The organism is Stenotrophomonas mexicanensis (assembly GCF_032911605.1).
Taxonomy (GTDB): domain Bacteria; phylum Pseudomonadota; class Gammaproteobacteria; order Xanthomonadales; family Xanthomonadaceae; genus Stenotrophomonas; species Stenotrophomonas maltophilia_A.
Window position 1 is genome coordinate 340875 of record NZ_JAWJTG010000001.1, and the last position, 20362, is coordinate 361236.

Annotated in this window: 9 protein-coding genes; 4 read left to right on the plus strand and 5 right to left on the minus strand. The window is 67.1% G+C overall.

From position 1 onward, the window contains the following. Positions 1-9: 9 nt before the first annotated feature. Both R1L06_RS01630 and R1L06_RS01635 read right to left on the minus strand, forming a co-directional pair. On the minus strand, positions 10-1794 hold the full coding sequence (locus R1L06_RS01630; protein WP_317216743.1) for a DUF2341 domain-containing protein: 1785 nt from the start codon (positions 1792-1794) through the stop codon (positions 10-12). 38 nt (positions 1795-1832) lie between these two features. Further along, on the minus strand, positions 1833-3449 hold the full coding sequence (locus R1L06_RS01635; protein WP_317216744.1) for a ShlB/FhaC/HecB family hemolysin secretion/activation protein: 1617 nt from the start codon (positions 3447-3449) through the stop codon (positions 1833-1835). 201 nt (positions 3450-3650) lie between these two features. On the opposite strand from R1L06_RS01635, the gene R1L06_RS01640 reads away from it, so the two are divergent. Then, positions 3651-3986 (plus strand): hypothetical protein, encoded by a 336-nt coding sequence (locus R1L06_RS01640; RefSeq protein WP_317216745.1) that lies wholly within the window; start codon positions 3651-3653, stop codon positions 3984-3986. Positions 3987-4116: 130 nt separating this feature from the next. On the opposite strand, the gene R1L06_RS01645 is transcribed toward R1L06_RS01640, so the two are convergent. Next, entirely contained in the window at positions 4117-4581 is a 465-nt protein-coding gene (locus R1L06_RS01645) for a hypothetical protein (protein WP_317216746.1), read from the minus strand. A gap of 103 nt (positions 4582-4684) precedes the next feature. Between R1L06_RS01645 and gspH the strand changes: the two genes are divergently transcribed. The 3 genes from gspH to R1L06_RS01660 are packed head-to-tail and all read left to right on the plus strand — an operon-like array spanning position 4685 to position 6101. Then, the gene (gspH, locus tag R1L06_RS01650; protein ID WP_317216747.1) at positions 4685-5131 is read left to right on the plus strand and encodes a type II secretion system minor pseudopilin GspH; all 447 of its coding nucleotides are present in this window, start codon (positions 4685-4687) and stop codon (positions 5129-5131) included. Next, positions 5128-5490: a type II secretion system minor pseudopilin GspI gene (gspI, locus tag R1L06_RS01655; RefSeq protein ID WP_032128115.1), complete on the plus strand. Its 363-nt coding sequence runs from the start codon at positions 5128-5130 to the stop codon at positions 5488-5490. Before gspH ends, gspI begins: the two co-directional genes overlap by 4 nt. After that, positions 5487-6101 carry a prepilin-type N-terminal cleavage/methylation domain-containing protein gene (locus R1L06_RS01660; protein ID WP_317216748.1) on the plus strand — a complete coding sequence of 205 codons (615 nt, stop codon included), beginning with the start codon at positions 5487-5489 and terminating at the stop codon, positions 6099-6101. Before gspI ends, R1L06_RS01660 begins: the two co-directional genes overlap by 4 nt. Positions 6102-6481: 380 nt before the next feature. Here R1L06_RS01660 and R1L06_RS01665 read toward each other — a convergent pair whose 3' ends face one another. After that, positions 6482-18880 carry a filamentous hemagglutinin family protein gene (locus tag R1L06_RS01665; protein WP_317216749.1) on the minus strand — a complete coding sequence of 4133 codons (12399 nt, stop codon included), beginning with the start codon at positions 18878-18880 and terminating at the stop codon, positions 6482-6484. Positions 18881-19086: 206 nt separating this feature from the next. Then, positions 19087-20274, minus strand: coding sequence for a substrate-binding domain-containing protein (locus R1L06_RS01670; RefSeq protein WP_317216750.1), 1188 nt, complete (start codon positions 20272-20274; stop codon positions 19087-19089). Positions 20275-20362: the final 88 nt, after the last annotated feature.

Here is a 20362-nt window from a genome sequence, read left to right on the forward strand (position 1 = left end):
GCGCGCCCCTCAGCCCTGGACCGCGGCCGGGCCGCGCCCGTCCTGCTCTTCGGCCAGGCGCGCGGCGAACTCGTCGATGAACACCGCCATGTCGGCGCCGATCGCCTCGGCGCGTGCGCCCAGGTAGTTGTAGCCGAACAGCGCCGGGATCGCGACGCCGAGGCCGGCTGCGGTACACAGCAGCGCTGCAGCCATGCCCGGCGCCACCGAGTTGATGTCCACCGCGCCGGCCATCGCCGCCACCACGAACACCAGCATGATGCCGATTACGGTGCCGAACAGGCCCACGTAGGGCGCACCTTCGATGGTGGTCGACAGCCAGTTCATGCGCCGTGCCATCGCTTCCTGCTCGCGCACCATCACCGCATCCATCGAGGCACGGATCGCGGCGATGGTGGCGCCGCTCAGGTAGCCACTGTTGCCGTCGCGCTGGTGGCGCTGCTGCATTTCATCGATGGCCACCTGGTAGATGCGCCACAGCGAGCCGTCGTGCATCGCGGTCGGCGCCTTGCCCTGGCGGTCCATCTCGGACAGAGTGCGCAGCGGCACACCGGACAACTTGCCGAAGCTCTCGGTGAATACCGCGTTGGCCTTGCTGGTGCGGCCGAAGTGGCGGCTCTTGGCAATCATGATCGCCCATGACATCAGCATCATCAGGCCGAGGATGGCGACCACCACCCAGGCATCGAACGGCATCGCCTTGAGAATGAAGCCGAAGTGGCTCTGCCCGGCGGATTGCTCGTCGGCGCCGTAGCTGATCAGGCGCGAGTCGGCGCCCTGAGCGGTGGCATCGGCCAGCAGCAGCGCGGCCGGACGTGCAACCCGCGAGATGCGCAGCTCATCCAGAGCGCCTTCGAAGTTGGCCAAAGGCTGTGCAGCACCCGGGGCATCGGCGCCCACCACCGGCGCGGTACCCAGCGCCGGCAGCTCGCCGCTCAGCTGGGCCACTACACGGCCGTTGAGGTACAGCTGCAGCGCACCCTTCTCCGCGGTCAGTGCCACGTGCGCCCACTGCCCTTCCGGAATCGGCTGCGCCGGCGTGCTGCGCTGACCGTTGAGCTGCACGAACGGCACCCGGTTCTCGATACCCAGCACCAGCTCGGAGGCGCCATCGCGACGGGCATAGATTGCCTGCGCCGCATTGCTGCTGCCCGGCTTGATCCAGGCCGAGAGGGTCAACGGCGCCCCCGCTTCCTGTGCCAGCGAGGCGCTGGCCGGCAACGGCAGCGGGCCTGCGCCCAGCTGCACGCCACGGCCGATCACCGAACCTTCGGACGGCGGCACCACAGCACCGGCATTGTTGCCGTAGGCGGTGGTGTCGCGCGCCGGCGCATTGGCTTCGGCGAAGTGGTAGACCAGCGTGTAGTCCGGGTCGAACACCTGCTGGCCGTTGCCGCTGGCCGGTGCCTTCTCATTGCCGTAGTACATCCAGATCGTCTGCGGCGCGGCAGCGCTGACTGCCGGCACGTCCACCCAGACCAGGGCCAGGCCCAGCTTGGGATCGAACTGCTCGATCTGATGGGCCAGCACGGTGCGGCCATCGCCCGACACGAAGCGCAGGTCGTTGCCCGCGTCCTGGGTACCGTCGAAACCGAAGTTGCCGGTATGCAGGCGCAGCAGCAGCGGCGTGCGGCCCGGGTCACCGGCCAGGCCCGCGCCCTGCGGGCCGGCGTCGACGGTGATCGGCTTGCGGTACTTCCATTCGGCCTGCCACCAATTGGCATCGGCCGCAGCAGCAGGCAGCGCAACCAGCGCGGCCAGCAGCAACAACACTCGGGAAAGCAAACGGTCCATGCGAAGGGTCTCCGGAGAACGCATGTTCAAGGGAAGGGTCAGTAACTGGTGCTGATGTTGAAATGCAGGCGTGGGTCGTCCTTGCGCGTGACCGGGCCATCGGCATAGGGCCAGGCGTAGTCCAGGCGCAGCTGCAGGTGCTCACCCAGGCGCAGCTGCGCGCCCAGGCCGACCGAGGCCAGGTTGTACTTGTCACGCTGTTCGGGCAGCGGCTGGCGCAGGCGCAGGTAGGCGGCGTCGGCAAAGCTGTAGACGCGGAGATCCGTGCCGCTCCACAGCGACCACGCCGGGGTACGCCATTCCAGGCTGGCCAGGCCGCCGTAGTCGCCGATCGCCTCGGCCGACAGATAGCCGCGCACGGTGTACATGCCACCGGCGGCGAACTGCTCGGCCGACACCAGCGGTGCGTCGGTCACCTGCAGCGAGCCGCGCGCGTACCACTGCCAATCGCTGCCGAAGGTGTGGGTGTTGGCCACATCGGCCTTGAACGCGATGAAACTGGGGTCCGCCCAGTAGCGCTTCTGCCCGAATCCGATGGCATCGCTGCCATAGCCGAACAGGCGGCGGGTACCGGCCACCAGCTGGGTATTGATGCTCAACTGATCCTGCTCGCCCTGGCGCACACCGACAAACGCCAGGGTGATCGGCGCGTACTTCAGCGGCGTCTTCAGGCTCTCCTTGCCCATCTGCGTGTCTTCCTCGGTGTCCTTGAAGTCCACGCCGAGGCTGAGCTGGCGCCACCACTGGCTGCTGCCGGCCAGTCGATAGTTGAGCTTGAGACCGATCGAATGGCCGTTGCCGATTACATTGGTTCCGGTGCCGGTACCCACCTGCCCACCCGCGTTCAGCACGCGGCTGTCGGACTTGTAGCCGGACGCTTCCAGGCTCCACGGCGTGCCCTCGAACGGCATCATGTACGAGGCCGAGAACACCTTGGCCTGCTTGGTATCTTCCGGCGCCAGGTACACGCCGATGTTGGCGCTGTGCCCGCGCTTCCACAGGTTGTCGTAGGCCAGCGATGCACTCAGGCGAAGCTTCTCGGTGTCGGCGCTGTGGTCGTTGTTGAGCGCCGCGCTGGCACGCCACGGCGACTTCTCTTCGACCTGCAGGTCCACATCCATCGTGCCCGGCACCTGGCCCTCGCGCACCAGCGGCATCACCTGGCGACGTCCGCCTTCATTCAGCGCGGTCAGTTCCTTCTGCGCCTGGTCGAAGTCCGGCACCTTGCCCTCGGCAAGTGCCGGCACGCGTTCGCGGATGCGTTCGGGCGATTCGTGCTTCGTGCCTACGACCCGCAGCTTCCCGATCGGCGTCTGCTGCACCTTCAGCAGCACCACGCCGCCACTGACCTGCTGCTCGGGCAGCTCGACGTAGACCGACTGGTAGCCTGCCTGCTGGTACAGCGCATTGACGGCATCGCGCGCCTTCTCGACATCGGCCAGGGTCTTGCCCGGGCCGAGGAACGGCTCCACCGCACGTTCGATCTGGCGCGGATCGAGCACGGTGTTGCCGCGCACGATGTATTCATTGATGTTCACGCTGGGCGCAGGCGCCGCGTCCTGCGCGAACAATGGCAGCGGCATCGCAGCCAGAGCCAGCACCAGCGGATGCAGGCGCAGCGGAAGGCGGACGGCTCGGCACGGAACAGGAGTCATCGAAGGCATCGCGTCGTATCGAAGGGAGTGGCCAGGGAGCGGCGCGTGGGTCTATCAACAGGACGTGTACGTCGCGTCAAAACCGCCAATAGTTTTGTGACAGCACTGTCATCTTTTGACAGCGCCGGAACAGTTGCAGGCGGACACTGTCTTCGCCATACGTCTTCATTGCTGAGCGTCGGTTTTCGCAGGAGATTCAAGATGAGTGAGTCGTTGGAGGCGGGCCTTCGCCCTGCCCTCGCCCTTGCCTTGTTGCTGGCGTTGCCATCGGCCTGGGCCGTAGAGGCGAAGAAGCAGGACGATGCCGCGCCGTGCATCGAAGTACAGGTCAACGGCGAGCGCATCCCCGCCTGGGAGTGCCTGCAACGCAAACTGGCCCCGGCGCCGAAATCGGCGAAGTCACCGGCGCTGCCTGAAGCCGAACGCCTGATGCGGCAGCCCGGCAACCAGCTGATGCAGTACAACCTGGAAGGCACACGACAGCGCATGGGCGATGCCTTTGGTCGTTCGGTGGAACCGCAGCGTCCGGCGCGCTGAGCCTGCGCAGCTGTAGAGCCGGGCCCGCGCTCGGCAGGATTTTGTAGAGTCGAGACATGCTCCACTGGATTTTGTAGAGTCGAGCCTTGCTCGACTGTTCTTCCAGACGCAGCCGAGCGCGGGCTCGGCTCTACAGGGACCCGCCCGGCACGATGCCATCGGTCGGCACCGGCGGCAGCTCAGGCACCGGCAGGCTGCGCGTTTGCCCGGCCTGGTTCAGTTCCACTGCGCTGGCGCTGATGCTGGCCAGCACCGTACAGGGCCCCAGCCGCTGGCCGGGCGCGTACGCCTCCGGCGGGCGTCCATCCACCGACAGCAGGGCCAGGGGCGCGTGGTCACCTGCCATCACGCCCAGCACGACCACCTCGGTCTGCACCGCGCCGGGAGACAGCAGCCGCACCAACGGCAGGCTGGCCACTGCATCGAACATCGGCCGTACCGGCGCCTCGGCATGCGCTTCGCTCGCGGCCGCCGCTGGCGCCACCGCAGACAGGGTGACGCTCCAGTAGGCCACCACGGCCAGCAGCAGCGCCGCCGCCAGCAGGGTCAACATCCGATTCCGATCCCAGCGCCTGCCGTCCATGTTCCACATCATCGCCACGTTCGTGTCCGCCTACGCTAGCAGGTGCGGCTGACGCTTTTGTTTCATCATGCGGGCCTACGCTGGCAGGTATCGGCCAGGACAGGAGGCAACGTCGATGCAGCGTGTGCCGCGTGGTTTCACCCTGCTGGAACTGATGGTGGTGCTGGTGATCATCGGCATCTGCACGGCGGGCATCGGCCTTGGCCTGGGCAGCCTGCTCGACCCGGGCCGGCAGCTGCGGCAGGAAGGCGAACGACTGGCGCAGCGCCTGCAGGTGGCGCGCGACGAGGCCCGCATCGATGGCCGCCCCCTGCGTTGGCAGGCCGACGCAGCCGGCTATCGTTTCAGCCGCCTCGAAGGCAGCCGCTGGGTCACCGTTGAACGCGATGATCTGCTGCGTCCACAGAAGTGGCAGGCTGCAGGCATCGCGGTGCAGCCCACCAACGCCATCGAGCTGAGCCCGGAGTGGATCGGTACCGCCTGGGAGCTTGGACTGTCGCTGGAGGGCCGCGCACTGCGTCTTCGTGATGATGGCAGCGGACAATTGCAGGTCGTGCAGTGAAGCAGACGGCGCGCGGATTCACCCTGATTGAGGTGCTGATCGCACTGGCGATCGTATCGATTGCACTGGCTGCGGTAATGCGCTCGGTGGCAGTGGCGACCGACGATCAGTCACGGCTGCGCGACCGTCGCCTGGCGCTGTTGTGCGCGCAGGACCGCTGGCAGGAGCTGCGCCTCGCCGGGCAGCCGCCGCAGGATGCCCGGCAGCGCTGTGTGCAGGGACGCGGCAGCTTCCTGGTCCTGCAGCATCTGGGCACTGGCAGCGATGGGCAGCCGCAACTGGAATTGACCGTGGTGGCCGAAGATGCACCGCGACAGTCGCTGGCGCGGATGCAGCTGCCGTGGACTGCGGCGCAATGAGGCGCGCCGCACGCGGCTTCACCCTGATCGAGGTGATGATCGCGATCACCATCATGGGCGTGCTGGCGCTGATCTGCTGGCGTGCGCTGGACAGCGTGGCCAACAGCGACCAGCGCCTGCGCCAGGACGATGCCGAGACCACGACGGCGCTGCGCGTGCTGCAGCAGTTCCAGCGCGATATTGAAATGCGTGCCGACGATGCGCTGATGAATGGCGCGGTGCGCCCGGCAGATCGTCCGCAGCGATTGCTGCCCCCGTCGCTGGTGAGCGAGCGGCACCCGGATGGCAGCTTCGCGCTGGAGATCACCCGCAGTGTCGGCAGTGATGGGCTGCACTGGCAGCGGGTGCGCTGGTGGCGGCAGGGCAGCACGCTGTGGCGGGCCAGTGGTGCGACTACGGACCGGTATCCCCTGCCCGCACCGGATCCGTCGAAGGGCATTGCGGTGGCGCGCGATGTGCAGCGGTTCGAGGTGCGGGCGTGGCAGCCTGGAACGGGATGGGCCGTGTTGCCGAGCGAGGGCGAGGTATTGCCGGCCACCGGAGTTGAACTGCGGTTGGGCCTGCGCGATGGGCGTGGGCCGTTGAGTTACCGGCGGGTGCTGGAGCTTTAGGACTCGTTCGTGGCACCGCATCCACGCATGGCGTGGATCTACGGCCGAGCGGCTCCTGCTGCCACGCCTACTCTGGTGGGTGCCGACCGTTGGTCGGCACTGAGGCTGTCCGGGCATCCACGCATGGCGAGGATCTACTGCCGACCAAGGTCGGCATCTACCGTGACACATGCGCGCGTCCCTCCTGCCGCCGGGTGCTCTCCTGCACCCGGCGGCGCTGTGTCGGTGGTCCTCACCGCTGATGGCCGCTCCCTACCCTCCGTGCCGTCCTGGCTGGGGCCGCCACCGTTCCCTGGCGGCTGGCCCGATGCTGCAGCCCGATGCGCTGCATCGGGCAATGCGTGCCGACCAAGGTCGGCACCTACCGGGGCGTGCAATGCCTATCGGCGCTGCGTGCCTTCGTCGCGGCTTGCCTGCGGGAACTGGAAGGCGCTGTTGGCGTCGTAGCCGCTGTTGGCGGTCGTGCCGCGCGCCGGCGGCGCAATGCTGCTGGTGCCGCTGCCGAAGCCGAGAATCTGCACGCTGATCACTGACGGCTGGTTGCGCCGTGCGTCGTCCTTGGTCTTGCGCATCACGTCCTGTGCGGCCTGGCTGGCACTGTTCGCTGCAGCACTGGCCGACGCCAGCGCATTGACGTTCACCGTGGCCAACACCGGCAGGCCCTTGCTCTCGCCCTGCACCTGGATGTTGGCGGCGTTGAGCACCTGCAGCGCTGCCAGGTTGATGTTGCCCGAGACTCGTATGCCTGCTTCGCCCGCGTCGATGGTGCCCAGCGGCGCGATCAGGTCGACGTCGCCCGGCGGCACTTCGGCGATGGGGTTCAAGGTGGCGATGCCTGCGCCACTGGCGGGAGCCTGCGGCGACAGGATCACATTGCCCCAGCCGTCATAGACGCGACGCGGTGGCGTGTACAACAAGGTGGTCTGCGAACCGCGACCGGCATTGATGTCGCCCTGCTCCGACCAGGCCAGGATGTCACCGCCGAACGTCGTCATCACCCGCGACAGGCCCAACAGCACGCTGTCCTGGCTGAACAGCCGGATGTCACCCTGCCCTTGGGTCACCAGCCCGGCACTGGCCGGTGGCACCACGCCCTGCACACCCACCACGATCTGTCCGCCCGGTGCCATCAGCTCGATATTGCCACCCGCTTCGGTGCGCACACCGGAGCCGCCATACATCAGAATATCGCCAGTACGGTTGATCGTTGCGCCATTGGCATCCTTGTCCGGCATCAGCGTGGCGATCGCTTCGCGCCCGCGCAGATAGGAACCGAAACGCGGCCCTTCTGCATTGGTGTACTCACGACCACCTTCGCGCAGCTCGGCGTAGTAGATCTGGCGCAGGAAGATGCGCTGCTGTTCCTGCGGCAACGCATCGAACGCAGCCAGCGCATCCGTGCCTTCGGCAGCGGTGCCGAAGCGCTGCTGCAGCCACTGCTTCAACTCCTTGTCATAGATCTTCACCGCCTTGCCGGGCTGCGATGCCAGCGACTGCGCCGGGTCGGCCAGGTTGGCCGGGTCCAGGTAGCGCGTGCGCAGTGCATCGAAGTCAATGCCCTGATTGCCGGCAGTCACTGCGATGCTGGCACCGGGACGGGCATCGCCCTGGACGACGCCACCCAGGCTCACGATGCTTCCGGCCTCTTCCTGGCGCAGCTGCCGGCCCGCACTCACTTCAACGTTGCCGGGGCCGGCCACCGTCAGGTTGCTGCGGATGATGTCCCGGCCCGCCTCGATCCCGCTGATATCGGTACCGCTGGTGTTGAGCGCGGTGACGTTCGCATTGATCACGTCGCGACCGGCGCGCAGCTGTACGGCCGAGCCCGCTTCGTACCAGTCGAACAGTGTCCGGCTCTCCTCGCCGATGTTCCGCCTCAATTGCCTGCGCCCGCCGCTGCCCAACCCGATGATGTCACCGGCAACGGCATAGAAGCGGCTGGGCGACGTGGGCCGGGACGTCAGCGCACCCGTGGTCGGAGTACTGGGGCCGAACGCGAACAAGGGCAGGTTCGCCGACGGATCCGCTCCCTGCACCCCATCGTCGGAGAGATTGTGGCCGACCCGGGTCAGGCTGGCGCCCCGCTGGGCCATGAATGCAGGATCAAACGGACCAGGCAGGCGGGCGTCGCTACCGGAACGCGCAATGCCGGTGGCGTTGATCGCGGCATGGATCGAGCCTCCGGCCAGAACATCGAGCTGGCCGCTGGCCGAAGGCGCGAGCAGGATCACATCGCCCGTAGTCGCCCCTGGTCCGAGACCTCGAAGCGGGGCGCTGATGATGTCACCACTGGCTGCCACCGCGCTGAACCTGGACGGATACAGCCAGTAATTGATGCTGGCGGGAACGGATTGCTCGCGCAGCGCGATGCCTTCAGCGAACATGTTGCTACCGGTTGCATGCAGACTTCCGGCCAGGCTGGGTGCGAGATTTCCGCCTGCCGAGAACAGGTCCAGTGCCGTGCCTCGGGTCCAGAGCGAGAACCACGTCGTGCCAGCTGCATGCTGGCCATCGCCCAGAACAACGTCGTTGTAGTTGGCCGTCGGTACACGCCCTGCATCTGCGGCGCCACCGAGAACAATGTCACCACGGGCCTGCAGGCGGGCAGTGGAATCACCCAGAATGAGCAGGGGCCCCGCCATCGCCACCGGGGCGTCCGCCACGAACGGATCCATCAGGCCCAGCGTTCCGTAGCTGCTCTGTATCGCGCTGAGGCCACCGATGCGTGCCGCCTGCAGCAGGGTGCTGCCGCGCAGGTTGGTCACCGCGCCATTGAGATCCAGATCCTGCAGGAAACTCTCCGGCTGCTGCGCGCTGGCGCGCAGGCCAGGATTCAACGCACCGCCACTGCGTAGGGTCAGGTCGCCGCCACCGGTCAGATGCAGCTCACCATTGCTGACGCGCCCGGTCGACCCGACCGCAGCAACAATCGCGCTGGAATGAGGCGCGGTCAACAGCCCCAGGGCATTGCCCATCGGGTCGAGCACGCCCGCGTGGCGGCCCGCTTCCAGTGACAGATTGCCGCCTCCCAACGTGCCGAAGCCGGTGAACCCGACCATGCGGGGAGCTGCGTCCGCTTCGGCGCCCACGGTGCTGTACGTGCCGAAGTTGATCCACCAGCTCGTGGGTGTTGCCTGGACGCCTTCGGTGGTGCCCGTACCCTGCCGCCACAACCAGCCGCCCACGGCTGCGCTTGAATGCCCGGCCTGGTCGCGCTGCGCCGTACCGGATTCGGACCGGGCGGTCCAGGCGTCGCCGATGATGTCGCGTCCAGCTTCAACCCTGACATCGCCGCCATGGTCGGGATACCACGCACGGTAACTGGCCAGCGCCGCATCATAGTTGCCCGAGACCTGGTTCCTGCCCAGCAGCGAGGAGTGCCAGGGCGCAGCCGTACGCACCGGATTGAACTGGGGGTCGCTGCCATCGCCCAGTAGCGTCGGCGCACCTGCGGTGTACACGCCGAAGCCGGACTTCATGCGCACGTCCTGCGCGGCCAGCAGTGCCAGATCACCCTTGCCGGTACGCAGCACGCTCCAAGCTGGCGAGCCCAGGCGCTTGCCGTAGGTGGTCACCTCGGTAAGCGTACCGCCGCCGTAGCAGTAGCCCATTGCCGCGCAGATCTCTTCCTCCGACATGCCCATCTCGGCGCCCAGTTCCGTAGCCGGGCGGCCGACCCAGGATTCATCGCCCCACCATGCCAGCGAGCCTTCCTTGTCCACCAGGCGCGGGGCCGGGCCGCAGAAGGCGCCTGCGCCACAGATCTCCGCCTCGGTGGTCCCGATGATCGCGGCCACCTCGGCAGGTGACTTTCCGGCCAGACTCTCATCGCCCCACCAGTACAGAGAACCTTCCAAATTGACGATTCGATCACCCTTCCATTCCGTCGTCTTGGTCACCGTCCCGATGGTGCTGTAGTGGCTGTCGGCCAGCACGATGCTGCCGTCACTTCCCCAGCTGCGGGTACGCGGATCGGCAGCGGTCGTATCGGCACCGGCCACTGCAGTCAGATCCCACGAGGTGGTGCCTTCGGGCAGCATCGCCGCCAGCGCCCAGTTGCGTCCCTGGCGCCCGCTGGCGTCGGCCGTTCGCAGCTTCACCGGCGCATCGCCGGCCAGCTCCACCTTGGTCATCGACGGGATGATGGCGCCGGCGTGCAGGTCCAGTGCGCCTGACAGCTTCATCGCCATCGGCAGCGCGACGCCGGCCGGCCACACCTGTGCGGCCACCGGCGCCGGCGTGCGCAGCCGGAAGCCGGCGCCCAGGCGCGCACCCGCCTGCAACGACAATGCCTGGGCCAGCACGGTTCCAGCCGCAACCACCTCGCCACCCGCCGTCGTCACTGCTGCGCCCAGCACGGTACCGGCCGGCAGCAGCAACGGTCCCGACAGCCGCATCTCCGCAGGCAGCACGGTTCCGGCCGGCAGGGTCACGGCCTCGAAGGGCAGTGCATAGTTCAGCGTGGCGCCGGCACGGAATTCGGTGCCGCGCTGCAACTGGACACCCTCACCGGGCACGATCAGGTCGCCACCGAACGCCGTGTTGGGCGTACCGGCACTGCGCCCTTCCAGCAGCACCCAGCCGTCCTCATCGGGATTGGCAGGCGGCGGCGCGAATCCATCGTTGATGCTGCCGTAGACGTTGATATCGCCTTCGGCGCGCAGCACCAGCGCTGCCGATTCACCGAAGCCACGGCGCGCTGGATCGGTCCGGTTCGACTGCGGGCCGTAGCGGTACCCGGACAGATCGATATCGCCGGCCACGACCAGATCGCCACGCGGATTGTCGCTGCTGGTCCGCGCCACGATCTGCACGCCGGGGCGAAGGCGGTAGCTGCCCAGGGCAGCAGTGCGCTGCTGCAATCCTGCATTGGCCAGTGCGGCATTCATCCACTGGCTGTTGTCCGGGTCCACAACCGTGTCCAGCCAATGCTGGTTGATCACCTGCGGACGATGGCCATGCACGTCCGGAGCGCTTGCCAACGGCGCCGAATCATAGCCGCGGAAGGCGTTGACCTGGAGATCGGCGGCACCGGCGATGCGGAGTCCGCTGGCCACGTCAATCGCAGCGTCGTTGCTGCCCACGCGTGGCACGTTGAGCTTGACGCTGCCGCGTGCGCGGCCATCGTTCTGGCCAGGGCTGCTACCCGTGGCCACCGAGGTGCCGGCGCGCAGGTCCATCGATGAGGTCGCGCCCAGCTGCAGGCTGCCACTGGCCGAGGTCAGTTCGATCATCGCCCGGTTCGGGCTGTCGATGATCTTGCCGTAACTATCGACGCGCAAGGCGCTGCCATGCGCGTCCAATGTGCCGTCGATACGCAGCACATCGCGGGCGGACAGGCGAATGCTGCCGACCTGTTCGCCACTGGCATCAATGCGGCCATTGACGAGCAGGCTGCCGCCATCGACGCTGATATCCACGTTGCGTGCCTTCACTTCATCGCCGATCACCAGGTCGCCTTCGCTCAACTGGAACGTCCGGCCACCGGTAATGCCACCGGCGGTAAGCCGGGTGTTCAGGCCGGAGAAGTCCTGCAACTGGCGTGCACGCACTACCAGCTCGCCGCCGTCGTAGGGCACTTCAGTGCCACCGGCGTCGTAGCGGCCGCTGGCTCCGCCAAGCAACGTACCTGCCAGATCCACACGGCCGCCCTGCGCGCCCAGCGCAGCGACCGTCAAGCGGCCGCCGCGGTTGTTGCGGGCAGAAAGATCGATGCGCGACGCCGCGTCGGCAACGATGTCACCGTCACGGCTCGACAGCGCTACGTCGCCGCCCCAACTGTACTTGTCCACGTCGAACAGGCTGACCTTCCGCCCCGCCATGTCCAGTACTGCATTGCTGCCAAGCGCCACGCCCTGGCGGGCATTGGCTTCGAACCGGCCGGACGCCAGCGCCACCCGGCTGTCGATCACAACGCGTTCGGCCGTGATGGACAACTCCGCACCCAACGCATCGCTGCCCGCAGTTGCCGCAGCACCGCGCACCTGCACCGTACCGCCATTGCGGACTGCCAGCTGCGCGCCCGCGCTGCCGGCCAGCAGCGGGGTAACGATATCCAGCGCGCCGCCGCTGAACTGCCAACCGCTGCCTGCCACGTAATCGCCCTGCCGCTGGAAGACATCCAGACTGCCCTTGCCGGAGAACAACATGCGATCCGATGCTGCCAGGGTAACGCCGGCGAAGCCGAGCACCTGGCGATCCGCGGCCACCGACGAACTGGGCCGGGTAAAGGGCGCACGCCCCAGCTCAAGCGCCCTTGCATTGATTTCCAGCTGCCCTTGGCCAAGCCGGCCCACCATCGCCTCGCCAGCCGGCTGGGTCTGCTCACCGCCGGGCAACGTGGTGCCGGCCAGCGTACCGTCCCAGACCAGCGTATCGGCGAAGATGCGTGCGCGATCGGTAGCGGTGCCGTAACCGTGAATGGCCGGTGCGCCCAGCACCAGGCTGCGCAGGCTGCTGCGTCCGGTTGCGCCCTCACGGGTGTCCAGGTCCACGCTGCCGAAGACATTGATGGCATCGCGCGCGGTCAGGCTGAGGGCCTCCAGCGCCGGCGCGCCGGTGGCGGTGTTTCCCCGCAGCAATCGCTGCAACACCTCCTGGTTCATGGTCATGCCCGCCGGCAGGGCGCCGGCCGCCGCTGCCGCCGCAATGGCCTCGGCGCTGCCGAGATTGAGCGCCGACATGCCCAGGCCGAGCTGGCGCGTGCCGTAGCTCACCGAATCACCAATGTTCAAGGCACCGTCGGTGACCACATTGATGCTGCCTGCCGACAGCAACCGGGTCTGGCCATTGCAGTCCACCACGCATCCGCCGATGTCGATCGCCACCGGACCGGCGGCACTGCCGCCCTGCGCAGTGAGCGCTGTCAAGCGCTGGTTGGACACGGCAAGCAGGCCGCCCGACACCAGATAGGGCGCCGTGGGCTGTGCCACGCGCGAGGTATTTGCCCCGGTCAAGGTATCGATCGAAGCGCCCTGCTCCACCAGGATTCCCTTGCCTCCGAACGCGGCCGACAGAAGCACTTCCTGCGCCGTCAGGTTGACGCCGTTGCGCACCACGATGTGCTGCGCCCTGCCCTCCAGCGAATGGGTCGTCGCGTCACGCCGCAGCACGCCGCCGATCAGCATCGTCTCCGGGCGGAACGCATTGAGCGCCGAGTCGAAGACGGTGGCGCCGCTACCGCTGCCGGCGCTGCCGCCTTCGGTGACAATCTCCAACATCGCGTCATTGGAGGTGAGCAGATTGACCGAAAGCGTGCCCCCGCGTCCGTCATTGCTGCCGGCGTTGAAGCGCGACACGCCTTGGAAGATCGCGGCTGGCACACTCGAACGTCCGGCGCCCTCACCCAGTGCCAGGTTGAGGTTGCCGGCGTCCGTAGGCCGCCAGCGCAGCGCTTCGCCACGCCGTTCGGCCACGCCCTGTACGAACGTGCTGTAGGACGTTTCGTTGTAGCTGGCATGGCGGCGCACCGCTTCCGCTGGCGTCAGCACCAGATCGGTGAGCAGCGGCGACACTGCACCGCCAAGGCTTTGCGCCCGGTGCCCGCTGACACGCCATGAGCCTGTGCCGGTCGCCACTGCCTGCCTGCTGCCGACGGCGCGTTCGGCGCCGACTTCGACGCGGAATGCGCCCTTCTGCAGTGCGTAGCTGGCCGGCAGCAGCGTGTAGGTTCCGGCCGGGAGGCCGGGGACCCCCGCAGGTATGACGATCTGCTGGCCGATGCGCGGGTCCGCGCTGCCATCAGCAACCGCCTGCGGCGCCTGCGTGCCAGAGCGTCCCGGCATGATCGCGTAGACCGCATTGTCACTGCCGCTGAAGCGGTAGCGCGGGTTCGCATCCGCCAGCGCATGCCGCAGGATGTCCACCGAGCCACCGCGCCCGGCCACGAATGCAGCGCCGGACAGCTCGCCTCCGCCGGACACGTCGAGCACGCTGCCCACCACGCCATCGACGGCGTTGGCGACGATGTCGATACCGATCGGGATGTTGGTCGAGCCGGGGCCCAGCACATCGAAGTCGGCACCGTTGAGGCGCCAGCCCACACCATCCACGGTACCGCCAAACGGCAGCTGCAGGCCGGCACCGCTCACCGACGTCACGCTGCCTGCAAGCAGGTCGACGCGGCTGGCCGCATCAGCGTTGAATTCCCTGCCACCCAGCTGCACATGGCCCCAGGGCGCCTGCACATTGCCGCCCTGCACCACCGTCGCTGCCACCAGCTCCAGGCTTCCGAACGCAGAGTCCGGTGCCGGTTGCGCGCCGCCTGCAATGCCATGGATGCGCAGTACGGCGTCGGGGTTCTGCCAGAACGGCAGGCCTGAAGGACCGATGTCGGGGACGCCCGCCACGATACGTCCCTTGGCCCGGGCCGCCGGATACATGCGTGCGGCGCTGATATCGATCGAACCCGGGCTTGCAAGCGTGGATTCCCGTGAACTACTGGCGACCGCGGCCAGCATGCGAATGTCACCGCGGCTGCGCAGCGCGACCTGATCAAATCCCGCCAGCCAGGTGACGTCGCGCAGGTCGATCAGATCGGCGCTCACGTCCAGGCGATGCTGGTGGCCGCTGTCGAACGCTGCCTCCAGTGGGCGCAACGTGCCTTCCCCGGCCGGCTGCCACCAGCGCCCCTGCGCAAGGCGGACATATGGCGCGCCCAGTTGCAGGCGGCCGCCCTCGCTGTTGCTCGGGACGAGGCCGACGTAACGCTCGTTCAAGCCCTGAATGCGCAGGCTCTGGTCCATGCGCAGAGTGACATCTCCCTGGGCGCGGATGTCGCCGAACAGGGCCAGATGATCGAAACCACCGGCCTCGATCTGCTCCACCGACAGTGCCGCATGGCCGTACTCAAGGCGTGCAGGCAGGTCGGTCGTCTGCGCGGCGTGCTGGGTCAGCGAGATCACCCTCGGCGCCAGCACTTCCTTGTTCATTGCCGTTCTGCCGTAGGTTCCGCCACCGAAGGCAACGCCGAGGGTGCCACCGCGCGCGCCGTCGCCGCCCGCTGCTGCGTCCAGGTCGCCCTGCAGGTACAGCGCATTGCCGGCGCGCAGCACGATGCTGCCGCCGTCGCTGTCCACCCGGATGCGCCCGCTGCCATCAATGTCCAGCAGCGCCGAAGCACCGGACGCGTCCAGCCGCGCACCGCGCTCCACCACCACGAAGGTATCGGGCGGCAAGTGGCGTACGTTGTCCTGGTCTTCCCAGTCCAACGCCCCCCCGATCTCGATCATTCCGCCCTTGCGCACCTGTCCGCGCAATGTCCCGCGCGCGTCGGGCAGGGAAACGCTATCGCCGCTCACGTCCAGCAGGGCACCCTCGGCAATCGTCCAGCGACGTTCGCGGCGTTGATCGCCACGCACACCGGTCGGATCGAATGCCTCGTCCAGGCGGATACGGCCGCCGGCCGCCTTCAGACTGCCAGCCACGTCCAGGTTGCCGGCGCTGAACAGTTCGATCGTCTGGCCGGCATCGACCTCGATCCTTGCGCCCTTGCCAACGCGCAGCTCGGCCGTGGACAGCAGATGCCCTGCGCGCAGTGCCAGGCTCGCGCCGCCGCGCTGCGATACACGCCCGCTGGCCGGATCCGCCTCATACAGCGACGGCGTCCAGGCCTGAACGCCCTGCTCGCGGGACAGTGCCTGCTGTGCGCCCTCGGCCAGGCGCAGCGCCGGTCGTTCCACCTGCAGCTGGGTACCTTCTTCAACCGTCAAACCGTTGTGCCCGGCGATGTCATAGCCGGCGAAGCCACTCCTGAACAGTGCTGACTGCAGTTGCAACGACGCCGCCGATGCATCCGTGCCAGGCGCGCCGATAGACACCGCACCGCCTGTTGCCAGGGTGAAATTGCCGCTTCCATTGCCGAGCGCGCTGAAGCGTGCGCCATCGCCGATACGGATCCGCCCGCTGCCGTCGGTGGCAACCTCGGTGCTGGCCGCGAGCAGGCTGACACTGCCGCCCTTGCCTACGCGCCCTTTGCCACTGGCATCGATCGCGCCGCCGGCATCGACAAGAATCGCTGCCCCTTCACCCACACGGATGTCGTGACTGCTGTTGAAGCGCATCTGTCCACCGTCGATCCACGCCTGCGCGGGGTCGCCATCCGGCGCAGCAAGCGCGTTACTCCAACTGCCGCCAAGATCGATCCGTGCGCCCGCCGCAACATCCACCGCGCCTCGTCCGGACCTCAGCAGGGCCGAGGGCCCGCCGAGCGCCGGAAGCAGGTTGCCGGCCTCCACCTGCCCGCCGGCAATCTGCACCGTTCCTCCGAAGCTGACGCGGCTTGCAGTGAGCCCAAGCCGACCGCCCTCCTGCAACCTGAGCGTGCCATCCAGGTCGATACGGCCCGCAGAAGCAAGGTCCACCTGCCCCCAACGCTGAGCGCTCAGGACCTCACTGTCCAACCACACGGTATTGCGCTGTGTTTCCCCGATCGGCGCCTGCAACGTCCATGACCGGGTGTCGGCCTGGAGCGCTCCGATGCGGATCTGCGAATCGAACACTGCACTTCGGCCGGTGTTGTCGAAACGCCCGAGCCAGAGCTGGGCGTTGCGGGCCGCGGCCGTCTGTGCCTGCACGTACCCGTCCTGCGCCTGGTCCGGGCGGCGGGTCTGCTGCAGGCCCTGGAAGGCCACCGTATCCACCTGGCCCTGCAGGACAGCCGTGGGCGCCGAGATCAGCAGACGGCCAGCATCGCGTCCCACGGTATAGCCATTGTCGAAACGCTGGGTGGGTGCCACCAGCGGATTGCGGAACGATTCGGTCACCCCCCACCGTTCCTGCTTCACTTCATAGCCCTGATACAGACCGTCGTACAGCATCTCGGCCGGTGCATCATCAAGCCGGTACAACTGCCCGTCGCGGCCACGCAGCCAACTCTGCTGCACCACACCGGACTGCACATCCAGGCTGCCACCGGCCAGATTGATGCGCGAACCGGCGTGGCTGACGACTTCCTTGCCTGCCAGCTGGACGGTTCCACCCTGCGCTGCCCATTCGCTGATCGAATGCCCCTGATTGTCCAGGTAGCCCCCCACTTCCAGCAGGCCGCCGCCGGCATACCAGCGCGTACCTTCATAGCCGCCGGTACCGGCGGCGACTTCGGTCAACTGGCGGCGGTCGATCCACACCTCGCTGCTGATCAGCTTGCCGCTGTCACGGTTGTCTGGCGAATCGCGCAACTCATTGCCCTGCACCTTCACCTTGACGTTGTTGCTTTCCATCGCCACCTGCACGCCCACCGCACCGGAGACGTCCACGCGCGCGCCATCATCCAGATAGCTGCGCCGGCTGGCGTCGGCGATCACCTGGCCGCCGGTGGCCACTGCCAGTGCGCCGGCCTGGAAGTTCACATCGCCGCCGGAGACGACTTCGATGCGCGATTGCTCGCGGCGATCCTGCAGGCGCGAAAGATTGTCGAAGGTGCCGCTGTTGCTGGAACCGCGCAGCTTGTCCTGCTCGGTGGACTCCTTGATGAGCGCGTCGCGCTGGCTGTCCAGCGCCCTGCTCTTGCCATCGTCTTCCAGCAGTACTGCAGTGGTCGAGCCGGAGGCCAGGGTCACACTGCCCGCCGCATCGGACGCCGAGTTCAACAGGTGCACCGTACCGCGTTGATTTAGCGTGGTGGACGCGACTGCAACGCCAGCCTGTTCGACCATGCGGCCGGCCAGGGTGATGTCGCCCTCGCGTGCCTGGATCAGACCGCTGTTGCGAACGCTGCCGGCCGTGCTGTCAGCGACGAAGCGCGGTGCGATCTCGTTGCCACGGGTGGTCGATGCAGTGTTCTGCGCCGTGCCCACGCCACGGCGGATCACGAAACTGTCGCCGGCGGCAAGCTGGGTCTGGCCTTTGCGCGTCTCGATCTGGCCCGCGTTCTCCACGCTGTGCCCAGCCAGCAGCACGTAACCACCGCCCCGCGTTGCCGTGGTCGGCTCGTGCGTGGTGATGCGCGCACCGCGTTCGACCATGACTTTGCCTACGGCGTCGGTCAGCGCCGAGGTGTTCGCGTCGGCACTGTACAGACCCTGCTCACGGAACTGCGCGTCGCTGATGCGCGCTGCCGCCGCCACCAGGTTGCGGACATTGACCTGGCTGTTGTTGCCGAACACCACGCCATTGCGGTTGGCAACGAACACCGTGCCATTGGCCTTCAGCTGGCCAAGGATCTGGCTGGGCCTTGCGGCGGGATCGTTGACCCGGTTCAACACGGCCCAGTCGGGGTTCTGCAGGAAATTCAGTGTGGTGTTGCCACCAATGTTGAAGGTTTCCCAGTTCAGGATCGCTTGGTCGGCTGTCTGCTCAATGTTGACCAGCACCCGCCCGTCGGCGGCCTGCGACTGGATCGCCTCGCGGGCGTTGATCCAGCCGCGGGTCAGCGGATTCTCGTCGACCTTCAGGCCATCCTTGCCCAGGCCATCGGCGACCACGAAGCCCGCCTCGCGGCGCGCCTGCCGTGCCTGTTCCTGCAGGCGTTGCTGCAGGGCGATGGCCTGCGCGGCCGTACCAAGGTTGTCGATCGACTGCTGCAGCTTCTGCCGTGCCGCATCCTGCTGCTGCGCGGGTAGCTGGAACTGGATCGGCACGCCATTGGGCATGCGCCCGCTCTGTGCCGCCGCGCCCTGCGCCGCACCGCGCTCGGCGAACCAGCCGGGGCTGAACGCCTGTTGGGCCTGAGTGGCCGGAGCCACCACGCTGCCCAGGGCCACTGCGACGGCCCAGGCCATCGGATGGCTGCGCCACAAGGCAGCAGGGAAACGGGCGGTGGGCGAATGCGGGTGAGACATCGGGGACCTCGTCAACCTGATGGGCCGCGTCGGCGGCGGCGTGTGTACGGATGGGCCTGCTCGAGGCACGCCCTGCACCTCATAGACGGTGGCGACGGCGTGAAGGCGACAGGCGCATCACTGTCATGCAGCGGACATACGCGGAAGGCGCCGGCATTGCTGCCGGCGCCCTTGTGCGTCTCCTGAAACTACAGAAGCAATTGCAGTTACAGCGGACGGCCGATTCCCGAGCAGGTGCTCGGATTGTTCAATGCTCCAGCGTTGCTGGCGTTGACGAAGCGGGAACGGACCGCATCGCGCCAGGCTTTATTCAGCGGAATGAACCTGTGCGCAACGATGGCGGGATCCTGCGGGCCCTGTTCGACACCGTTGACCACGGTGCTGCCATAGATTCGAAGAAGCCCGCCGCGAATTCTTGCAGCCACCAGTACATCCTTGTAGCACTGCCCAAACAGGAGATTGGTGGTACCCACGATTGGATATCCTGAGCTCGGGTTGCCGAACCACGGCACCCAGTTCGCTGGGTTCTCGGCAGCGGCACCGGCCGGCGGTGGCACGTTATCCAGTGTCGCCTGAGTACTCACGTCCTTTGGAGAGAAGCCCTTGACCTGTGCAACTCGAGTAGCATCCGAGAGATCAAGAGACAGGTCTGGACCTGTGTATCCCATTGTTCCGACGGTCGCAAAAATGGCGGCGTACACCGCCGCGTCACCGGACGCCGGAGCTGCAACAAAGTTCTCGGGAACACTAGTGAAAAGATTGGCGAAGGTCGACTGCACCGAGAACGCCGGCACGCCGTTGGTCAGCTTCAGCGTGGTGCCTGAGACATCGGCCGGCTGGCAGGCGCTGGTCAGGAAACGGGCCAGCAATTCAGTGGCGCCGCTGCTCTCGCCACGGTAGACAACCCGAATAGTGCCGGTGCGGGCGCTGTCGATGCTCGACCAGTTGGTGATCTTGCCGGAGAATATCCCGCAGATCCGGGTGACCGACAGGTCAATTGCTGAACCAGGCTTGTTGAAGGGAATGATCACCGGAGCCAGCGCAACGGGAATCTGGATCAATGCCCCATAACGGGTTGGATCACCAGCCCGGTTGAAGGTGCTGTTGTAGCTGTACAACTCGGTGCTGCTCAGTACCGCATCGCTGCCAGCAAAGTGGACAGTCCCCGTCGTCGAAAACAGTGATGGGTCATTGCTCAGGAATGCCCGCTTGCCGACGCCCGAGCCCCTGGGAGCATAGCTGAACGACGTCGGAAGAATGCTGTCCGGACTCCCTTGGTACAGGGCCGCGGGCATTGTCGCACCGCCGCCCTGGACAAGAATTTGGGCATTTGCTTCTAGCGTTCCGACCAACACGCAACTGGCGAGCCAGAAAGCCTTCAATAGCAAGTTCATGAGATTGGCAACTCCATGCCTTGTCTGGATACGGTCGTTCATACCGCAGTGGGGGGGGGGGGGGGGGGGGGGGGGGGGGGGGGGGGGG

Bases quoted from the DNA above. Each gene is read 5' to 3' on its own strand.
- R1L06_RS01630 (WP_317216743.1), bottom strand. From the start codon at position 1,794: ATGGACCGTTTGCTTTCCCGAGTGTTGTTGCTGCTGGCCGCGCTGGTT.
- R1L06_RS01635 (WP_317216744.1), bottom strand. From the start codon at position 3,449: ATGACTCCTGTTCCGTGCCGAGCCGTCCGCCTTCCGCTGCGCCTGCAT.
- R1L06_RS01640 (WP_317216745.1), top strand. From the start codon at position 3,651: ATGAGTGAGTCGTTGGAGGCGGGCCTTCGCCCTGCCCTCGCCCTTGCC.
- R1L06_RS01645 (WP_317216746.1), bottom strand. From the start codon at position 4,581: ATGATGTGGAACATGGACGGCAGGCGCTGGGATCGGAATCGGATGTTG.
- gspH (WP_317216747.1), top strand. From the start codon at position 4,685: ATGCAGCGTGTGCCGCGTGGTTTCACCCTGCTGGAACTGATGGTGGTG.
- R1L06_RS01660 (WP_317216748.1), top strand. From the start codon at position 5,487: ATGAGGCGCGCCGCACGCGGCTTCACCCTGATCGAGGTGATGATCGCG.
- R1L06_RS01665 (WP_317216749.1), bottom strand. From the start codon at position 18,880: ATGTCTCACCCGCATTCGCCCACCGCCCGTTTCCCTGCTGCCTTGTGG.
- R1L06_RS01670 (WP_317216750.1), bottom strand. From the start codon at position 20,274: ATGAACTTGCTATTGAAGGCTTTCTGGCTCGCCAGTTGCGTGTTGGTC.